Here is a 17,837-nt window from a genome sequence, read left to right on the forward strand (position 1 = left end):
CGGCCGGGACACTCCGTCGGTGTGCGTGAGGGTCACCGAGTGGCCGGCGCGGCGTCGTCTCCGTCTCCGGTGGTGGGGCCGCAGTCCCATTCGGCCACGACGGTGCCCGTCTCCTTGTAGCGGACCACGGCCGCGTCGTCCACGTTGCCCTTGGCGTCGGTGAACCAGACCTCGGGCAGCGGCCCGTACGCCTCCTCGTAGTCGGCGACCCAGGCGATCGGGCCGGCGCCGTTCATCTCGCTGTGCCCCAGGACGGTCCCGGCGTGCTCGGTACTGAACGCCTCATACTCGGGGGTGTCAAGCATCTGGTGCCATGCGGCGTCCACAGCCGGCGAGAGCATCTCGGCCGGGGCCTTCCCGTTCTCGAACCGCCGCCCGGCAATGGCCAGGAAGCGGCCGAGTTCGCGACGCTCGATGGTGGTGCTGGACATGGTGGTGCTCCTCTCGACGGTGTTTCGAGTGGTGGTTGGTGGTGTATCCGCACCGGTCCGGCGACAGCAGCGGGCCCGCTGCTTCGGGGGACCCGCCCGGCGGTCCTTCAGCCCCGAGCGGCACCCAACACGCTAAGGAGCGCCGCGCCTTGCCCTCAACGAGATTGCATGCCCTTGCACGGATTCACCCGAGGGCCTCGATCGCGGACGTGATCAAGCGGGCGGCGTGTTCGCCGTGGACGGCCATGTTCGCCAGGTCGGCAAAGGCCCGTGCGTAGTCGGCGAGTTCGCGTGGCTGGGTGATGTTGATCTCTGGTGATGTACGGGGCGGTCTGCAGGAATCCGGGGACCACGTTGGAGACGTAGGTGCGGCAGAGGCGTGCCTGCTCGTGCAGGGTGTAGAAGTCCTCCTGCACCTTGCGCATTCCGTTGCGCTGGAGACGGCGCCACTCCAGGTACATCGACTCCACGGCGCGGTTGGTGGCGATGAGGTCGGCTGCTTGGTCGTCCGCGCCGCACACCGCGCACCAGAGGCGGATGTCGAAGTCGGATGGCGGGGTTTTGGCGTTGATGATGCGGGAGGTCTTGGCGGCGTTCCACCCGCACCGGACAGCCAGCTCACTGCCTTTGAGCCCCGCGTCCTGCATCAGCTCACGCAGGCGGGCGGCAACCGCCTCCCGGGCGGCCTGGGCGCTGGAGGACGGCGACTTGGGCATGGGCGGGCTGTCCGGTGCTGCGGCTCAGACGGTGTACTGGTCGTGAGGGATGCCGCGCTCCCACACTGCCTCAAACGCGGCCGAGACCATCTTGACCACGTCGGGGTCCTCGTTGAATTCGTGTCCGGCCCAGTCGCCGTCACCGGTGAACCAGTGAAACAGCACCTGACGGTCGTCGATCAGCCATAGGTCGTTTCCCGGCAGCATGAGGTTCGAGGCTCGGCTTCGCGGAAGCCAGCGGACCAGCTCGCCGGCCGCCAGGTTCACAGGGGTGCCGGCGTGCTCGAACCGAATGTAGTCGGTGACCGGCTCGGAGACGATGCGGGCCCGGCGCATCACGACCCCGCGTCCGACGGTCTCCCGGACCAGAGGCACCCAGCCGTTCCAGTCTGCTGTCGCGGGGTCCGCGTTGGGGTGGGTACCCGTGTGCTTGAACTGCTCGAAGTCCGTGGCTTCGTCGCCGACAGCGTAGACGTCGCGCATCTCCAGGTGAACGGCAGTGTGCTCGGCACCGCGTAGCAGCTCAGCAAAGTCCGGCACGTTCTGCGTCATCGCACGCCTTCCTCAGGATCGGCACCATGCGTGCCGGGATGCGGATCAGGGTCTCGTGGTCCGGGATGCCGGTGTCGTGTCCCTCCACCCAGGCCGTACTGCTGATCTCGGCGGTGAGGGCCTCGTCAGCCTTCCACCCCTGGATCACCAGCTCGTGCTTCTCGCTGTCCACCCACACCGTCGGCGAACCGCCGCCCTGGGTATTGGGGTCCATCCCGACGAACCGTGGCGCCATGACGATCTCCCTTGTCCACCCGGTTGCGCTCCTTTGCACGTCCTCACCAATCGCAGGGCCGAAGGGCGGTCAAGAGCACATGAAGGCGGTGATGTTCGGGCAGACCTTCGGCCGGGCGAGGTAGGTCCCCACCGCCTGGTCCGGCTTCCTCGGCTTCGCGGGCGGGAGGTAGTACGGCGGTTCGGTCAGCCCGCACCGGGCCCCCGGAGCCGGTCATGGTGAGCGCGCCGGGCGTCGAGCGCCTCGGCGCGGCTGGTAGCGCAGGGCGGGCGCCCGGGCCCCGGGCGGCCTCAGCCCGCGAGGTCGCGGATGAGCTGGCGGGCCACCGCCGCCCGGGCCGGAACCAGTTCGGCCGCGACCGCGGCGGCCCGTTCCTCGTCGTAGGCGACCTGCGCGGGCCGGGGCTCGCCCAGTGCCAGGCACTGCCGCCGCAGGTGCGTCGGCGGGTGCGTGTCGTCCACGCTGTGTCCGCGCCGCGCGGCGACCCGGAGCAGCCGCTCGTACTCGTGCCCGGGTACGGACGCCGCATGCGCGGCGATCCGCTCCCACAGGCCTTGCTCCGCGGCCTCCCGCGCGGCCCGGCCGGCGCTTCCGCCCGTCATCTGGGCGGCCACCGACTCCCGGCGCAGCTGGGCTTGGACCGAGTCCGCGACGAGCAGCCGGTCCATCAGATCCGTCGCGCCCTCGGTCGAACCGGCCCGCGCCGCGCTCATATCGGCCTGGTACTCGGCGCGCTGGGCAGCGCGCAGCGTCAGTTGGTCGAGGAGGACCAGCAAGCCGTACGCGGCGCAGCGCGGCAGATACGCCACGACGTTGAACAGCGAGTCCCAGATCGTGTGCGCGGGACTCGGGGCCAGCGTGTTCACCCACAGGGCCAGGGAGCGCAGCGCCCCGCTGATGATCAGCCCGTGCCGGGTGTCCCCGTTGGCGAAGTGCCCGAGCTCGTGGCCGAGCAGCGCCACCCGCTCCCGCGGGCCGAGGATCTCCCACAGCCCGAGGCCCAGGATCAGCACCCGGCGCTGGCGCAGTCCGTACGCCGTCACAGCGGCGTTGACGTCGCCGCACACCACCACGGCGTGCACGCCGGCGGTGCCGGTGACGGCCGCCACCTCGTCGATCAGCTCGAACAGCTGGGGCGCGTCCGCCCGGTACAGCACGGGCCCGTCCTGCGGCAGCCGGCCCAGCCGCGGGCGCAGGCCGACGGCCACCACGAGCAGAACGAGGCCCTCGACCGGCTGGATCCCGGTCTCCCAGCCGAGCACGATCAGCAACAGCCCGGCCACCACCAGCGCCAAGGTGACGCCGTGCACGATCAGAGCGAGCCCGAGCGCGAGGAGCGCCGGCGCGGCGCGGCGCGGGCGGCCAGGGTCTCCGCCGGTCATCGCGGCGGCGAGCTGCTCTCCGTGCCGGCGCGCCAGGCGGCGGCGGGCCGCGGCGAGCCGGCCGGGCTCGGGGTCCGGGGCGCCGGGGTCGACGTTCCAGTCACATGCCGCGCACCAGACGACGAACCGCTCGTCGGTGGCCGTGAGGGCCTCCCCGCACTCGGGACACGCCTGTGCCCCCGGCGCTCGGACAGCCAGGTCCTGCTCCATGATCTCCCTCCCTCGCGGTCCCCCCTGGGCCGCGGCCAGGGCAGCGTACCCGGCCCGGTGCGGGACCCGGCACCGCCCGGCCGTCCTCCTGCGGTAGGACGGCTCCTCCGCGGTACGGGGGAGCCGGGTCCGCTCACGGCTCGATGTGCGGCAACCCTCCTGGCTGCGATCTTCGTGGACGCAGGCCCCTGACAGGACAGACGAGACAGAGGACGACCACATGCATCCACTCCCGCCACACCCGCCACTCCCGCGCGTCGGCGAACCCGCAGCCCGCCCCGGACGGTTACGCGGCGCATGGCGGGCCGCCCACGAGCCCGTCGCCGGCGTCTCCCGGCGTCTGCGACTCACCGCCCTTGCCGTGGTGCTGGCCGTCCTGCCGTCCAGTCTGTGGAGGCTCCCCATCGCCTTCGACCATGGGAGGGGAATCGGCGAGCGGCTGTACGTCGTCTCCCTCTCGGTCCTGTCGGAGGCTTTCGCGTTCACGGCGTTCGGCCTGATCGCCCGGTGGGGCGAGGTGTTCCCGCGCTGGCTCCCGTTGGTGGGAGGCCGCCGGGTCCCGACGATGGCGGCGGTCGTTCCCGCCGCGATCGGGGCCACTCTCCTCACCGTCCTGTGGACCGTCCTCACTACCGTCACCCAGTTCATGGGCACGACGATCCGGGGCGACGCCCTCCCTGACGACTTCCCGGGCGAGGCCGGCGGCTGGGAGGGGGTCTGGTTCCACATCTGCTACGCGCCGCTGGTCCTGTGGGGCCCGCTCCTCGCCGTACTGACCGTCGCCTACTGGAAACGCCGCCGCGCGCTATGACAAGCTCGCCGTCCGCTACGAGGCAACCGTGCTGACCGCAGTCCTTGATCAACGAGTGGCTGTGACGGGCAGCCTCCTGGGACCATGCCCCGGTGAACTCAGGACTCCCCGCCGGATGGACGATCGAGCGCGTGCGCGCTCTCTCCGGAGACCCCAGCGCCGTCTCGCTCTCCTCCGATCGGCTCGTAGTCCTTGAGGTTGCCGGTCAGGACGACTACGAACCGCTCCGGCCCGACGTGATTCTTGCGTTCCACGAGTTGTGCCTCGTGAGGGACGACGGTGAGTGGTTCATAGGGCAGCTCGACGATGACGGCTCAGTGATCTGCTGGGCCTCCTACGGATCTGACCTGGCCGAGGCCATCAACGGTCTCTGAACGACATTCCGCATCTCCAGCCACTTTCGATACACGGCCTGAGCTTGTTCTTTATCTTCTGGCGCTCCTGATGTGGTGCGGGCAGAGTGGGCGGCATGACAGACCGTTCTGACTCTGTTCCCGCGGATGTGGATGATCGCCAGGCCATGGAGCACATCCTCGGTCGTCCCTTGAGCCAGACATGGCCGACGGGTGCATTGGCACCGGGTACCCGAGTCACGGTCGTTCGGGACCCGTGCTGGGACGGCCCTTGGCAGGTCGAGTTTCCCGGAACGATCGATGCTATGGGTGCACCCGTGCCCAACGAACATGCCCAGGCGCTCAGTGGCGAGCTTCTGTACTGGGTCACCTTTGACGCGCCGCAGTACGACAGCAACGGGGATGGCCCCTATCGCAAGGCCCAGGTCTGGGGTCGGTACCTGCGGACGGAGCCTGAGCCGGCAGTGTAGGGATGCAGCAGGTCATGTTGCCGCGCTCGAATCGTCCGTCGAACTAGATCGCTCGACTGGGCATTCGTCGGATGTGGGGGGCGGCCTTCATCTGATCATGCTGGCGGACGCGGTGCTGTGCGCGGACGGTGCGGTGAAGTCCCTGGTGGACTTGACTCTGTTGCCCGAGCATCGGCGTGGGCACGGAGCGATGTATGGCGGCCTGAACCACGGCAGGCTCGACGTCGGTCGACTGCGGGCGGTGCTGGCCGGGCTGTCACTGCCGCGTTTCGACGGCGGGCGCCTGGTCCTGGCGGTCGATGTGTCGCCGTGGCTTCGTCCGGACTCGCCGTGCTCGGCGGAGCGGCTGTTCTGCCACGTCTACGGCCGCGCGAAGACGGCGTCGCAGTTCATTCCGGGCTGGCCCTACTCCTTCAGACCGTCAAACGCCCCGAGACTCTCAAGGCCATCGGCAAGCCCGGGGCCGGCTGGTTGGCCGATTTCCGCAGGCCAGCCAGGCCGCCACCTGGTCAGGAACTCGGGCCAGTCCTTACGCAAGAAGTTCGGATCCAGCGGCTTCAGACGTATTTGGTGGGGCCGGTCCGTCCACCACACCTCGAACTGGGTGACGACGCCTTCCGTTGGCCAACCCTCTGTCTCTTCAGGCAGGAGAATTGCGTCGACGAAGCCCTCCACCTCAAGCCCGATGTCTACGACGACACCGATCGTCCCCGGCCGGGGAACGAGGACGACCGTTCCCGTGAACACCTGCCCAAATCGCAACTGGGCGCGGATTCGGCCCCACTCGACATCACTGACCACAGCACATCATCGCACTGCGAGCAGGCGCGGGAAGAACGGTTAAACGGCAGGCTGAGGGCGTTGTGGAACGCGGTCAGGCGCGTGGCATCGGCGAGCATATGTATGTGCGTGCGTGGTGGCGCGCCGCGAACGTCAGACCTTCTCCAAGGCCGGCGCCTTGGTGGCGAGCGCTGCCTCGATGCGTTCGTTGCTGAGCCAGCGGAACAGGATCGGCCCGAGAGCGACGACGACGGCGCCGACGATCAGGAAGGGCCAGGTCAGCCCGAGTGCGCGGGCCAGGAGGCCGCCCAGGACCGCGCCCAGGGCGGAGGCCCCGGTCGACAGCGTGCGGAAGACGGCGGTGACGCGACCGAGCATGTGGTCCGGGATGAGCCGGGCCCGCATGCTCACGGCAATGACCGATTGGGTCACCACGACGAACCCGTCCACCGCCATGAGGACGCTGAGGACGACGACGTGGTCGGCCAGTCCCAGGGCAGCCATCGCCACGCCGGACACCACGGTGGTCCACAGCAGGGTCGTACCGGTGCGGGTGAGCTTGCCGACGCGGTCGCCGTACATGCCGCCGAGGATGGCTCCGACCGCACCGCCGGCGAGGGCGAGACCGAAGGTGGCGGGACTTCCGTCGAGACGTTCGACCACGGTCAGGGAGACGAGGCCGTAGGCGGCCGCGCTCGCCAGGTTGCCGATGCCGAACAGGACGCACAGGCTGATGAGCAGGGGGTTGCCGGTGAAGCCGCGCACTCCCGCCTTGAGGTCTTCCACGAAGGTGGTCGTGGCCGTGGTCGTGGTCGTGGTCGTGGTCGTGCCGGGTGACCGCCGCTTGCGGTGCGTGAGGGGGAGCACGGTCAACAGCAGTGCGGCCACGGCGTAGCCGGCTGCGCCCAGGGCGAAGGGGGCGGCGACCGCGAGGGCGAAGAGGCTGCCGCCCAGTGGGGGGCCGGCGAAGCTGTTGGCGACGGTGTAGGTCGCGTGGAGCCTGCCGTTGGCCCGTTCGAGCTGGTGGTCGTTGACGAGGGTGGGCACCAGGGCCGAGGAGGTGTTGTCGTAGAGGGTTTCGGCCAGGCCGAACAGGAACGACAAGGCGTACAGCATGAGGATGTGTACGTGCCCGGTGGCCAGGGCCAGGGCCAGCAGCCCGGCGCCCAGGGCCCGGGTGGTGCTCGCGGTGCGGAGCAGGACCATGCGGTCGACGCGGTCAGCCAGCGTCCCCAGCGGCACCGAGAACAGCAGCCACGGCAGGTACTGCATGGCGGTGACGGTGGTGATGGCCAGGGGGTCGCGGGTGAGGGTCAGGGCGACCAGTGGGGTGGCGGACAGCAGCATGCCGTCGGCGAGGTTCGACGTGGCCGTGGACGCCCACAACTGTCGGAACCTGCGCCAGGCTGCTTGGTCGTGGGTCGCGTCTGACATCGTCTTTCTTCCATGGCGAGCTTGCAGTGCCGTAGTGCCGTAGCGCCGCCGTAGGCGCCGGGGCTGTATGGGCAGCGGCACCGGCGCCTACGGCGACCCGCTCGTGGCCCGGGGGCGGCATGCGCTGACGTCGTGTCCGGTCTTCGTCGGTGACCGGTGAGCGGGCGGAGCCGCAGCCCCGGGGTCGGTCAGCGGGGGCTGAGCAGGCAGAACTCGTTGCCCTCGGGGTCGGCCAGGATCGTCCAGTGGATGGCGGACTGGTCGAAACCACCGGGGTCGGTGGCGCCCAGGGCGCGCAGTCGGGCTGCCTCTGCGGCCAGGTCGTCACCGCGGTAGGGGCTGACGTCGAGGTGGACGCGGTTCCACCCGCTCTTGGTGTCGGGGGTGCGGACGAACTCCAGGTAGGGGCCGACGCCTTGGGCGGAGCGCATGGTCGCGTGGTCGTCGGTGACCTCGTGCAGCGTCCAGTCCATCGCCTCGCCCCAGAACCGGGCCATCTCCCGTGGGTCGGCGCAGTCGACCACCACCGCGGCGATCGGCCCGGTGTCCCCGTAGACCGGGCGGGGCTCCAGGACGCAGAACTCGTTGCCCTCCGGGTCGGCCATGACCGTCCAGGGGACGTCGCCCTGCCCCACGTCGGCGAGCGTCGCGCCGAGATCCTTCAGGCGCGCGACCAACTCCTCCTGATGGGCGGTCGAGGTGGTGGCCAGATCGACGTGCACCCGGTTCTTCACCGTTTTGGGCTCCGGGCGGGCGATGATGTCGATGCAGACGGCCGCGGGGTCGGGGTAGGCGAAGCCCACGGGTTCGAGGTTGGTCACCCCGGGTCCCTCGCTGTCGACGCCCCAACCGAGCACCTCCGCCCAGAACCGGCCGAGCGCGGAGTCGTCGTGGGCCTTCATGTTGATCTGCACGAGTCGTGTCGCCATGCCGAAGATCATAAAAGCCGCCCGCCGACCCGGGCCACTGCGATTAAACACGCGCTCTACCTGGTACGGGCCATGGTCGCCCTCGTCGGCGGCCTGAAGTACGTCACCGGGCGAGCGTGCCCGAGGGCGCTATTCAGCGTGCAAGTTTGCGCAAGTTCGGTGCGCCCGCAGGCAGCTGCGGCGCAGGCTGTCCCTCAGCGATCGAATTCTTCCTGGAGGTGAAGGGCGCCGATGGTCCCGTCGTTTGAGGAGCTGCTCGCCGCGACCGAGCACAGCGCAGTCCATCTGGAGATGCGGGACGGCTACATGGAGTCGGACCCCAGCTTCATCGAGTGGCAGAAGGGCCGTCGCGACCTCCCCGAGGACAACGACCCGGCACTGCGCCCCTGGCTCCGCTGGGTGCGCGAGGCCACCGCCCGGGGCGCGTCCGTCCGCCGGGCCCGGGTCTTCTCCGTACCCGAGTCGGACTACCTGAAGTTCGAGCACCACGTCTCCGACGCGAACGTCCTGGCCGGCGAGGAGATCAGGTGGCTCCCTCGCCGCCGCGCGGCCGACATCCCCCTCCCGGCGAACGACTACTGGGTCTTCGACGGCAAGCTCGCCCTGATCCTGCACTTCGCCGGAAACGGCGAGCTGGCCCCCGAGGACCCGATCGAGCTGTCCGAGGACCCGGCGATCCTCAAGCTCTGCCTCGACGCCTTCGAAGCGGTCTGGGAACGGGCGACCCCCCACGCGGAGTACCACCCGTCGTAAACCCCTCCACCGCCCGTGAAGACGTTCCCTTCATCCGCCGTCCAGGACGCCCGCGCTGCCCTCGGCAGGCGGCTGCGAGACCTTCGCAAGCCGACCGGCCTGACAGCGCGGGCGCTTGCGGCGCGCGCCGGCTGGAGCGAGTCCAAGGCATCCCGCATCGAGAACGGCAAGACTACGAAGTCCGACAGGGACCTCCTCGCGTACGTCACCATCTGCGGAGTGCCGGAGGCGTACGAGGACCTTCGTGCGGTCGCACACGGCATCGACGCTCGCCCGGTGGATTCTCGTGCAGGCGAACCGGGCGTTCGTGTGTGGGAGTGGGCTGGTCGCGCAGTTCAGTGAGGAGGGGTGGGAGCTGGCGGGTGGGGGGCGGAGGGTGCGGTTCGGGGGCTTGTACTGCAATCGGTACGAGTTGTGGACGGGGGACCTCGTCGTCGGCGGTGTGACGGGGTTGGCGGGGGGCTCGGTGGTTCACTGAAGGCATGCCTTTCGACCGCTACGGCGTGCTCTCCGGGACCCTCTACGGCCACTACCGCGACGACCCGGACGACCAGGGGCGCTGGTTCCACGTGAACCTGGAGGTGGATGCGCCCGAGGGGCGCTACGACTGTGCCGTCGACGTCGACAGTCACAAGTCGAACGTGGGCGTGCAGTGGAAGGTGTTCACCCTGGACCCCGTGGATCTCGGGCCGGTCGTCGCGTTCGGGCCCGGCTACCACGATCTCGCGGCCGCGCCGGAGTCCGGGGCGCTGGACTATCTGCGTCATCCGGCGCTGGTGGACCGGTCCGGTGTGCTGTTCCAGCGCCGGCCGCCGTCCTGGCTGCAGGGGCTGCTCGATCTGTTCGGTTCGCGGCCCTGGCACGCCGGGTCCAACCTCGATGCCGCCCACGCGTTCGAGCCGATCCTGGAGCGGGGGCGGCGCATCCTCGTCTTCGGCGAGCCGTTCGACAACGACCCCGAGGGCGATCTCGGGATGCACAACATCCACCAGAACCAGGGCGACCCGCACGGTTCGCAGTGGTGGCCGGAGAACGGGATCTGGCAGGACGGCGCCACGCTCACGCAGCGCCCCGACGGCCGCTACGACGTGTTCCTGAGCAAGTTCTCCAGTCAGGCCGGGCACACCGACACCGCCGGGCATCCCGTCTCGGAGACACAGGGCGGCGCCGGGGCCCCGTGACAGGGCCCCGGCGCCGTGGCGGGGTCTCGGGGGATCCCCGAGCTCAGACGACCGGAGGGTGCGAGGTCGAGCCGCGGACGACCAGTTCCGGTTGGAAGACGAACTCCGTGCGCTGGACCGGGTGGCCGGCCACCGCCTCCAGCAGGGCGCCGACCGCCGCCGTCGCCATCGCGCGGACCGGCTGACGGACCGTCGTCAGCGGCGGGTCGGTGAACGGGATCAGCGGCGAGTCGTCGAAGCCGATCACCGAGACGTCCTCGGGGACGCGCAGGCCACGCTCGCGGGCGGCGCGGATGACGCCCAGCGCCATCGGGTCGCTGCCGCACACGATGCCGGTGACGCCGCGGTCCACCAGCGCGCCGCCCGCCGCATGGCCGCCCTCGACCGTGAAGAGGGTGCGCTGGATGTCCGAGTCGTCGGAGGGCAGACCCAGTTCGGCCAGCGCCGCCTTGAAGCCCTCCGCCTTGCGGGCCGAAGGCACGTACCGGGTCGGGCCGATGGCCAGGCCGATCCGCTCGTGGCCGAGGTCGGCCAGGTGGCGGACCGCCATGCGGGCCGCCGCGCGGTCGTCCGGGGAGACGAACGGGGCGTTCACGTGTTCGTTGAAGCCGTTGATCATGACGAACGGAACCCCACGGGCCGCCAGGCGCTGGTAGCGCGCCGGGTCGGCGGCCGCGTCGGCGTGCAGGCCGGAGAGGAAGACGATGCCGGTGACGCCCCGCTCCTCCAGCTGCTCGACCAGTTCGTCCTCCGTGGCGCCGCCCGGGGTCTGCGTGCAGAGCACCGGCGTGTAGCCGTGGCCTGCCAGGGCCTGCTCTATGACCTGGGCGAACGCCGGGAAGATCGGGTTGGTCAGCTCCGGTATGAGCAGGCCGACCAGGCCGTTGCTGCGGCGGCGCAGCCGGACCGGGCGCTCGTAGCCGAGCAGGTCCATGGCGGCCAGCACCTTGTGCCGGGTGCCGGCCGCCACGCCCGACTTGCCGTTGAGCACACGGCTGACCGTCGCCTCGCTGACCTGGGCCTGCGCGGCGATGTCCGTCAGCCGGAGAGGGGAGGTCACCCCGACGTCACCTGCCACCACACCGTGGTGTCCGCCGGGAGGACACCCAGATCAGCCAGCCCGTCGGCCGCGCTCGTCAGCAGGGGCGTGCCCGGGGCGCCCGCGGCCGGGAACGCCACCGGCGCACCCGTCGTGTTGGCGGTGCAGACGAAGTCTCCGCGGCGGAAGGCCAGGACGCCCTCCGGGGCCTCCAGCCACTCCACCGAGTCGCCCGCGCCCAGCGCCGGGTGGGCGCGCCGCAGCTTCAGCGCCGCGCGGTACATCTCCAGCGTGGAGGCCGGGTCGCCCGTCTGCGCCTCGACGCTCAGCCCGGCCCAGGAGTCGGGCTGCGGCAGCCAGCTGCCGCCGTCGCCGAAGCCGTACGGGGCCTCGGTGCCGGACCACGGGATCGGTACGCGGCAGCCGTCGCGGAAGCCGTCCTGGCCCGCCGCGCGGAAGAACGACGGGTCCTGGCGCACCTCGTCCGGCAGGTCGGTCACGTCGGGCAGGCCGAGCTCCTCGCCCTGGTAGACGTACGCCGATCCGGGCAGCGCGAGCATCAGCATCGTCGCCGCCCGGGCCCGCCGCAGGCCCAGCTCGCGGTCGCCCTGCTCGCGCAGCTGGGTGCCCAGGCCGGCGGGGTTGGCGAAGCGGGTGGCGTGCCGGGTGACGTCGTGGTTGGACAGCACCCAGGTGGTGGGGGCGCCGACGGGGCGCATCGCGGCCAGCGAGCTGTCGATGACCTCGCGCAGGTCGGCCGCGTTCCAGTCGGTGGTCAGGTACTGGAAGTTGAAGGCCTGGTGCATCTCGTCGGGGCGCACGTAGTTGGCCGTGCGCTCGACGGTCGGGGTCCAGGCCTCGGCGACCAGGACGCGCCGGCCCTCGTACTCGTCGAGGATGCGGCGCCAGGCGCGGTAGATCTCGTGGACCCCGTCCTGGTCGAAGAAGGGCATGACGTCGTTGCCGAGCAGCTTCAGCTGGTCCTTGCCGCCGATGTCGGGCAGGCCGGCGGCCTTGACCAGGCCGTGGGCCACGTCGACGCGGAAGCCGTCGGCGCCGAGGTCCAGCCAGAAGCGCAGGATCGAGCGGAACTCGTCCTGGACGGCCGGGTGCTCCCAGTTGAAGTCGGGCTGCTCGGGGGCGAAGAGGTGCAGGTACCACTCGCCGTCCTCGACCCGGGTCCAGGCCGGGCCGCCGAAGATCGACTCCCAGTCGTTGGGCGGCAGCTCGCCGTTCTCGCCCTTGCCGGGGCGGAAGTGGAAGCGCTCGCGCAGCGGCGTGCCGGGGCCCTCGCGCAGTGCCTGCTTGAACCATTCGTGCTGGTCGGAGCAGTGGTTGGGGACGAGGTCGACGATGATCCGCAGGCCCAGCTCGTGCGCCTCGCGGATGACGGCGTCGGCGTCGTGCAGGGTGCCGAACATGGGGTCGATGGCCCGGTAGTCGGCGACGTCGTAGCCCGCGTCGGCCTGTGGGGAGGCGTAGAACGGGCTGAGCCAGACAGCGTCGACGCCCAGGTCCTTCAGGTAGGGCAGCCGACTCCGTATGCCTTCGAGGTCGCCCATGCCGTCGCCGTTGGAGTCGGCGAAACTGCGCGGGTAGACCTGGTAGATCACCGCGTCTCTCCACCAGCCCCCCGGCTGGGTCCCGGTCGGGGTGTGGAGGCGGTCGGTGAGGTGCTGGGTCATGTCGTCCTTGAAGAGGTCGGTCGAACCGGTTCGTACGTACGTCGGTCAGATCGCGGGAGCGGTACGCGGGTGCGGTGCGCAGGTGCGGTACGCGGGCGCGGTGCGCAGGTGCGGTACGCGGGCGCGGCCGCGGGAGCGGTACGCAGGTGCGGTACGCGGGCGCGGCCGCGGGTGGTCAGCCCTTGGTCGCGCCCGCCGTCATCCCGGCGACCAGGTGGCGCTGGGCGAAGACGAAGACGATGGCGGCGGGGATCGCGATGAGGACCGAGGCGGCCGTCATCGGACCCCAGTTGGCGGTGTACTGCGTGACGAAGGTCTGCAGGCCGCCGGCCAGCGTCAGGTTGTCGTCACCGACCATGAAGGCGGAGGCGTACGCGACCTCGCCCCAGGCGGTGATGAAGGAGTAGAAGGCGGTGACCGCCAGGCCCGGGCGGGCCAGGGGCAGGATCAGCCGCCAGAAGGTGCCGAAGGGGTTCAGGCCGTCGACCCGGCCGGACTCGTCGATCTCGACCGGGATGGTGTCGAAGAAGCCCTTCATCATCCAGGCGCAGAACGGCACGGCGATGGTCAGGTACGTGATGATCAGGCCGACGGGCTGGTTGAGCAGCCCGAGCTGTCCCATCAGGTTGTAGAGCGGGACGATCAGGATGGCCATGGGGAACATCTGCGTCACCAGCAGCGTCCACATCAGCGGCTTCATGCCGGGGAACCGGAACCGGCTGACGGCGTAGCCGGTGGTGGCGGCGATGAAGACGCCGAGGACGGTGGTGACGCCGGCGACCAGCACGGAGTTCGCGAACCAGGTGAAGAAGGAGGTCGACTCCACCAGGTAGCGGTAGTTCTCCAGGGTCGGGTCCTTCACGAAGTCCGTGGAGATGGCGTCCTTCGCGGGCTTGATGGAGGTCAGCAGCACCCACAGCACCGGGAAGACGGCGATCACGGAGGCGCCGATCAGGGTCGCGTGCAGGGCGACGGAGGCCAGCGGGGAGCGCTCGCCCCGCCCGCGTACGGCGCCCGGCTTGCGTACGGCGGCCCGCTCGGTCGCGGCGGCGGGCTCGGTCACGGAGGTGGCCACGGTCACCACACCTCTCCCTGCTTGCGCAGCGAACGCCGGTAGACCAGCGCGAAGATCATGAGCAGGGCGAGGATGAGCACGCCCCAGGTCGCGGAGCCGGCGAAGTCACGCGGGCTGGAGACGAAGGCCTCGCGGAAGGCCTGGGTCACCAGGATCTCGGTGGAGTCGCCCGGTCCGCCCCGGGTGAGCAGGAAGATCACCGGGAACATGTTGAAGGTCCAGATGGTGGAGAGCAGGATCACCGTCATGCTCACCGAGCGCAGTCCGGGCAGGGTGATGTGCCGGAAGCGCTGCCAGGCGCCGGCGCCGTCCATCTCGGCGGCCTCGTACAGCTCGCCGGGGATGGACTGCAGGCCGCCGAGCAGGGCGACCATCATGAACGGCACGCCCAGCCACACGTTGACGGTGATCACCGACAGCTTGGCCCAGGTCGGGTCGTCGAGCCACGGGACCGCCGCGATGCCGCCGCCTTCGAGGACCTTGTTGAGGATGCCGTTGTCGCGGTTGAAGAGGAACCGCCAGGCGAAGACGGAGACGAAGCCGGGGACGGCCCAGGGCAGGATGAGGGCCATCCGGTAGAAGCCGCGGCCGCGGAAGTTGCGGTTGAGCATGTTCGCCAGCGCGAGCCCGAGGGCGAAGGTGACGGACACGCACACGACGGTCCAGACGACCGTCCACACCAGCCGCTGCCAGAACACGGGGTCGGAGAGGACGGCCGTGTAGTTGTCCAGCCCGACGAACTCGTACGACGCCTCGATGGTGTTGGCGCCGATCGTACGGGCGACGTTGCGCTCGTTGGCATCGGTCAGCGACAGGTAGATGCCGCGGACCAGCGGCCACCCGATGATCACGCCGAGGACGAGCGCGACGGGCGCGACCATCGTCCAGGCGTACCAGTGGGTGGCGAGCGCGTGCTTGAGGCCGCCGCGGCCGCGGCCGCGGGCGACGTTGGTGTCGCCCGCGGCCTGTGCCGCTGTCCGGCTGGTGTGGACAGCCATCGGTGTGATTACTTCCAGCCCTTGAGGATCTTGCGGAACTCGACGCCGGCGGACTTGGCGGCGTCCTCAGGGGTCGCCGCGCCGGTGACCGCCTTGGTGTACTCGACCTTCAGCGGGTCGAAGAGGGAGCCGTTCTCCGGGATCCAGGCCCGCTCGACGGCCTTGTCGACGGCCGGCTTGAAGAACTGGACCATCTGGTTCGACTTGACGTCGGGCTGCTCGTAGGCGGCGGTCCGGGTCGGGAGCAGGCTGAGCTCCTTGGCGGCCTGCACCTGGACCTCCTGCGAGGACAGGTACTCGACGAAGGCGTGCGCGGCGGCGCGGTTCTTGGAACCGGCGTAGACGGCGAGGTCGTGGCCGCCCTGCGGGCCGCCGGCCTTGGCGGAGCCGGCCGGGACCGGGGCGACGCCCAGGTTGGCCTTGTCGGCGAACTGCTCGCCGGCGTAGGTGTCCTTGATCGCCCACGGACCGTTGATCATCATCGCGACCTGGCCGGTCTTGAAGGCGGTCTGCATGTTCTGGTAGCCGTCGGTGGAGTTGGTGACGGCGGCGCCGGAGGCGACCAGGTCACGGGCGGCCTTGAAGGCCTTGACGCCGGCCGGGCCGTCGACCGTGACGGTCTTGTTCTTGGCGTCGACCAGGTCGCCGCCCTCGCCGTAGATCAGCGGGAGGAACCAGTAGGAGTCGTCGCCGCGGAGGTACAGGCCGGTCTTGCCGGTCTTCTCCTTGATCTTGGCGCTGGCCGTCTTCAGCTCCTCCAGGGTGGTGGGGGGCTGGACACCGGCGTCGGCGAGCATCTTCTTGTTGTAGAAGAGGCCGAGGGTGTCGATGACCTGCGGGACGGCGTACATCTGGTTCTCGTACTTGCCGCTGGCCGCCGCGGAGGGCAGGAACTCGGCGTCGACCTTCTTCGCGGTCTCGGCGGGGACCTTGTCCAGGTAGCCGAGGGAGGCGAAGTCGGCGACCCAGCCGACGTCGGCGCGGATGACGTCGGGGGCGTCGGCGCCGCTGCTGAACGCGTTCTTGACCTTGTTCTGCGCGTCGCCGTACGGGACGTTGACGTACTTGACGGTGACCTTGGGGTGCTTCGCCTGGAACGACTCGGCGATCTTCTGGAAGGTCGCCTTCTCCGTGTCGTTGGAGGTGTCCCACCAGGTGACCGTGCCGGAGAGCTCGCCGCCGGCGTCAGTGCTGCCGCCACCGTCGTTCTTGTCACCGCCGCAAGCCGTCGCCGCGAGCGCCAGGGCCGCGACCAGCGCGGTGGCCGCTATGCCACGCCGCATATGAACTCCTTCGTCGATCCCGGCCGCGCCCTCGCGGTCCCGAGTTGCCAGGAACGTAACAAGGCTGAAAGCCATCCGAAAGGCCTTGCGGCAATTTTCTGCAAGGACGGGGGATCGTTACATCCACGTGTCCGTAAGGTTGCCGCAGCTTGCTTCATCCGGAACGGCTTCCCGGACTCTGTTCGAGCCTTCTTCGGGTGGTCAGGCCCGCAACCCGGGGGTGGGAAGCGGCGTTGACCCCGTTATGACCCATGAGCTGACCGCCTCCCCGGCCACCCCCTCCCGTCTTGCAAGCGCTTCCAGCAAGACGACAGCAAACGGTGCCGGCTGGTGGCGCGATGCCGTCATCTACCAGGTCTACGTCCGCTCCTTCGCCGACAGCGACGGCGACGGCATCGGGGACCTGCGCGGCATCCGGGAGCGCCTGCCGCACCTGGCCCGGCTCGGCGTGGACGCGGTCTGGCTCACCCCCTTCTACGTCTCCCCGCAGGCGGACGGCGGCTACGACGTCGCGGACTACCGGGCCGTGGACCCGGTCTTCGGCGACCTGTCCGACGCGGACGAGCTGGTCCGGGCCGCGCACGCGCTGGGGCTGCGGGTGATCGTGGACGTGGTGCCCAACCACACCTCGGACCGGCACCCGTGGTTCCAGGAGGCGCTGGCCGACCCGGGGCGGCGCGACCGCTACCACTTCCGCCCGGGCCGCGGGGCCGGCGGGGCGCTCCCGCCCAACGACTGGGAGTCGGTCTTCGGCGGCCCGGCCTGGACCCGGGTCCCGGACGGGGACTGGTACCTGCACCTGTTCGCGCCCGAGCAGCCCGACCTGAACTGGGAGCACGAGGAGGTGCGCGAGGAGTTCGCCTCCGTGCTGCGGTTCTGGCTGGACCTGGGCGTGGACGGCTTCCGGATCGACGTGGCGCACGGCATGGTCAAGGCGCCCGGCCTGCCGGACATCGGGCGGGGGGCGCAGGCCACGCTGATCGGCACCGAGCCGCTGCCCTTCTTCGACCAGGACGGGGTGCACGAGATCCACCGCGCCTGGCGGCGGCTGCTCGACGAGTACGAGGGCCGGCGCATCGGGGTCGCGGAGGCCTGGGCCCCGAGCTCGGAGCGGCTCGCCCTGTACGTACGGCCGGACGAACTGCACCAGGCCTTCAACTTCCGGTTCCTGACCTGCCCGTGGGGCGCGGCGGCGATGCGCACGGTGATCGAGGAGTCGCTGACGGCGACGGCGTCGGTGGGCGCGCCCACCACCTGGGTGCTGTCCAACCACGACGTGGTCCGCCACCGCACCCGCTACGGCGGCGGCCCGCGAGGGCTGGCCCGGGCCCGCGCCGCCGCCCTGCTGATGCTCGCCCTGCCGGGCTCGGCGTACCTCTACCAGGGCGAGGAGCTGGGCCTGCCGGAGGTCACCGACCTCCCGGACGCGGCCCGCCAGGACCCGGCGTTCCGGCGGGGGCGGGGCGGCGGGGCGGGCGGCGGGGCGAAGGCGGACGGCAGTGCGGGGGGCGGGGCCGGGG

Annotated in this window: 18 protein-coding genes and 2 pseudogenes; 7 read left to right on the forward strand and 13 right to left on the reverse strand. The window is 70.5% G+C overall.

What is annotated here, in order from left to right; all coding sequences use genetic code 11:
• Positions 1–32 precede the first annotated feature (32 nt).
• From GPJ59_RS03815 to GPJ59_RS03835, 5 genes and pseudogenes are all read right to left on the reverse strand, one after another.
• Positions 33–431, reverse strand: coding sequence for a hypothetical protein (locus GPJ59_RS03815; RefSeq protein ID WP_219664918.1), 399 nt, complete (start codon positions 429–431; stop codon positions 33–35).
• A gap of 314 nt (positions 432–745) precedes the next feature.
• Positions 746–1,147, reverse strand: a pseudogene (locus GPJ59_RS03820) (helix-turn-helix domain-containing protein); the annotation flags it as partial.
• 24 nt (positions 1,148–1,171) lie between these two features.
• The gene (locus GPJ59_RS03825) at positions 1,172–1,699 is read right to left on the reverse strand and encodes a DUF6879 family protein (RefSeq protein ID WP_219664919.1); all 528 of its coding nucleotides are present in this window, start codon (positions 1,697–1,699) and stop codon (positions 1,172–1,174) included.
• Positions 1,671–1,934, reverse strand: a complete 264-nt coding sequence (locus tag GPJ59_RS03830) for a hypothetical protein (RefSeq protein WP_219664920.1) — start codon at positions 1,932–1,934, stop codon at positions 1,671–1,673. Before GPJ59_RS03830 ends, GPJ59_RS03825 begins: the two co-directional genes overlap by 29 nt.
• 290 nt (positions 1,935–2,224) lie before the next feature.
• The gene (locus tag GPJ59_RS03835) at positions 2,225–3,526 is read right to left on the reverse strand and encodes a M48 family metallopeptidase (RefSeq protein WP_219664921.1); all 1,302 of its coding nucleotides are present in this window, start codon (positions 3,524–3,526) and stop codon (positions 2,225–2,227) included.
• 220 nt (positions 3,527–3,746) lie between these two features.
• Here GPJ59_RS03835 and GPJ59_RS03840 point away from each other — a divergent pair, with 220 nt between their 5' ends.
• The 3 genes and pseudogenes from GPJ59_RS03840 to GPJ59_RS03850 all read left to right on the forward strand — a co-directional run.
• Entirely contained in the window at positions 3,747–4,337 is a 591-nt protein-coding gene (locus GPJ59_RS03840) for a hypothetical protein (RefSeq protein WP_219664922.1), read from the forward strand.
• A gap of 92 nt (positions 4,338–4,429) precedes the next feature.
• Positions 4,430–4,711, forward strand: coding sequence for a hypothetical protein (locus GPJ59_RS03845; RefSeq protein WP_219664923.1), 282 nt, complete (start codon positions 4,430–4,432; stop codon positions 4,709–4,711).
• Positions 4,712–5,233: 522 nt separating this feature from the next.
• Positions 5,234–5,575, forward strand: a pseudogene (locus GPJ59_RS03850) (transposase); the annotation flags it as partial.
• On the opposite strand, the gene GPJ59_RS03855 reads toward GPJ59_RS03850, so the two are convergent.
• From GPJ59_RS03855 to GPJ59_RS03865, 3 genes are all read right to left on the reverse strand, one after another.
• A complete protein-coding gene (locus tag GPJ59_RS03855) occupies positions 5,566–5,907 on the reverse strand; it encodes a hypothetical protein (RefSeq protein ID WP_219664940.1) in 342 nt (113 codons plus the stop codon). The pseudogene GPJ59_RS03850 and the gene GPJ59_RS03855 sit on opposite strands and share 10 nt — an antisense overlap.
• A gap of 186 nt (positions 5,908–6,093) precedes the next feature.
• On the reverse strand, positions 6,094–7,374 hold the full coding sequence (locus tag GPJ59_RS03860; RefSeq protein WP_219664924.1) for an MFS transporter: 1,281 nt from the start codon (positions 7,372–7,374) through the stop codon (positions 6,094–6,096).
• Between the two features lie 188 nt (positions 7,375–7,562).
• Positions 7,563–8,303, reverse strand: coding sequence for a VOC family protein (locus tag GPJ59_RS03865; RefSeq protein ID WP_219664925.1), 741 nt, complete (start codon positions 8,301–8,303; stop codon positions 7,563–7,565).
• Between the two features lie 231 nt (positions 8,304–8,534).
• Between GPJ59_RS03865 and GPJ59_RS03870 the strand changes: the two genes are divergently transcribed.
• From GPJ59_RS03870 to GPJ59_RS03880, 3 genes are all read left to right on the forward strand, one after another.
• Positions 8,535–9,056 carry a DUF6879 family protein gene (locus GPJ59_RS03870; RefSeq protein WP_219664926.1) on the forward strand — a complete coding sequence of 174 codons (522 nt, stop codon included), beginning with the start codon at positions 8,535–8,537 and terminating at the stop codon, positions 9,054–9,056.
• A 15-nt stretch (positions 9,057–9,071) separates the two neighbouring features.
• Positions 9,072–9,398, forward strand: a complete 327-nt coding sequence (locus tag GPJ59_RS03875; RefSeq protein ID WP_308120112.1) for a helix-turn-helix domain-containing protein — start codon at positions 9,072–9,074, stop codon at positions 9,396–9,398.
• Positions 9,399–9,538: 140 nt separating this feature from the next.
• Positions 9,539–10,237: a DUF2278 family protein gene (locus GPJ59_RS03880; protein WP_219664927.1), complete on the forward strand. Its 699-nt coding sequence runs from the start codon at positions 9,539–9,541 to the stop codon at positions 10,235–10,237.
• A gap of 43 nt (positions 10,238–10,280) precedes the next feature.
• Here GPJ59_RS03880 and GPJ59_RS03885 read toward each other — a convergent pair whose 3' ends face one another.
• The 5 genes from GPJ59_RS03885 to GPJ59_RS03905 all read right to left on the reverse strand — a co-directional run bounded on the left by GPJ59_RS03885 (position 10,281) and on the right by GPJ59_RS03905 (position 16,317).
• Complete coding sequence (locus GPJ59_RS03885) at positions 10,281–11,297, reverse strand: LacI family DNA-binding transcriptional regulator (RefSeq protein ID WP_308120113.1); 1,017 nt, start codon at positions 11,295–11,297, stop codon at positions 10,281–10,283.
• Positions 11,294–12,961 (reverse strand): glycoside hydrolase family 13 protein, encoded by a 1,668-nt coding sequence (locus tag GPJ59_RS03890; RefSeq protein WP_219664929.1) that lies wholly within the window; start codon positions 12,959–12,961, stop codon positions 11,294–11,296. Before GPJ59_RS03890 ends, GPJ59_RS03885 begins: the two co-directional genes overlap by 4 nt.
• A gap of 175 nt (positions 12,962–13,136) precedes the next feature.
• The gene (locus GPJ59_RS03895; RefSeq protein WP_219664939.1) at positions 13,137–14,024 is read right to left on the reverse strand and encodes a sugar ABC transporter permease; all 888 of its coding nucleotides are present in this window, start codon (positions 14,022–14,024) and stop codon (positions 13,137–13,139) included.
• 14 nt (positions 14,025–14,038) lie between these two features.
• A complete protein-coding gene (locus tag GPJ59_RS03900; RefSeq protein WP_219664930.1) occupies positions 14,039–15,034 on the reverse strand; it encodes a carbohydrate ABC transporter permease in 996 nt (331 codons plus the stop codon).
• An 8-nt stretch (positions 15,035–15,042) separates the two neighbouring features.
• Positions 15,043–16,317: an extracellular solute-binding protein gene (locus tag GPJ59_RS03905; protein WP_219664931.1), complete on the reverse strand. Its 1,275-nt coding sequence runs from the start codon at positions 16,315–16,317 to the stop codon at positions 15,043–15,045.
• Positions 16,318–16,561: 244 nt separating this feature from the next.
• On the opposite strand from GPJ59_RS03905, the gene GPJ59_RS03910 reads away from it, so the two are divergent.
• Positions 16,562–17,837: alpha-amylase family glycosyl hydrolase (locus GPJ59_RS03910; RefSeq protein ID WP_219664932.1), on the forward strand; the 1,276-nt coding region annotated here is incomplete at its 3' end.

This window comes from Streptomyces bambusae (genome assembly GCF_019400985.1).
GTDB lineage: Bacteria > Actinomycetota > Actinomycetes > Streptomycetales > Streptomycetaceae > Streptomyces > Streptomyces bambusae_A.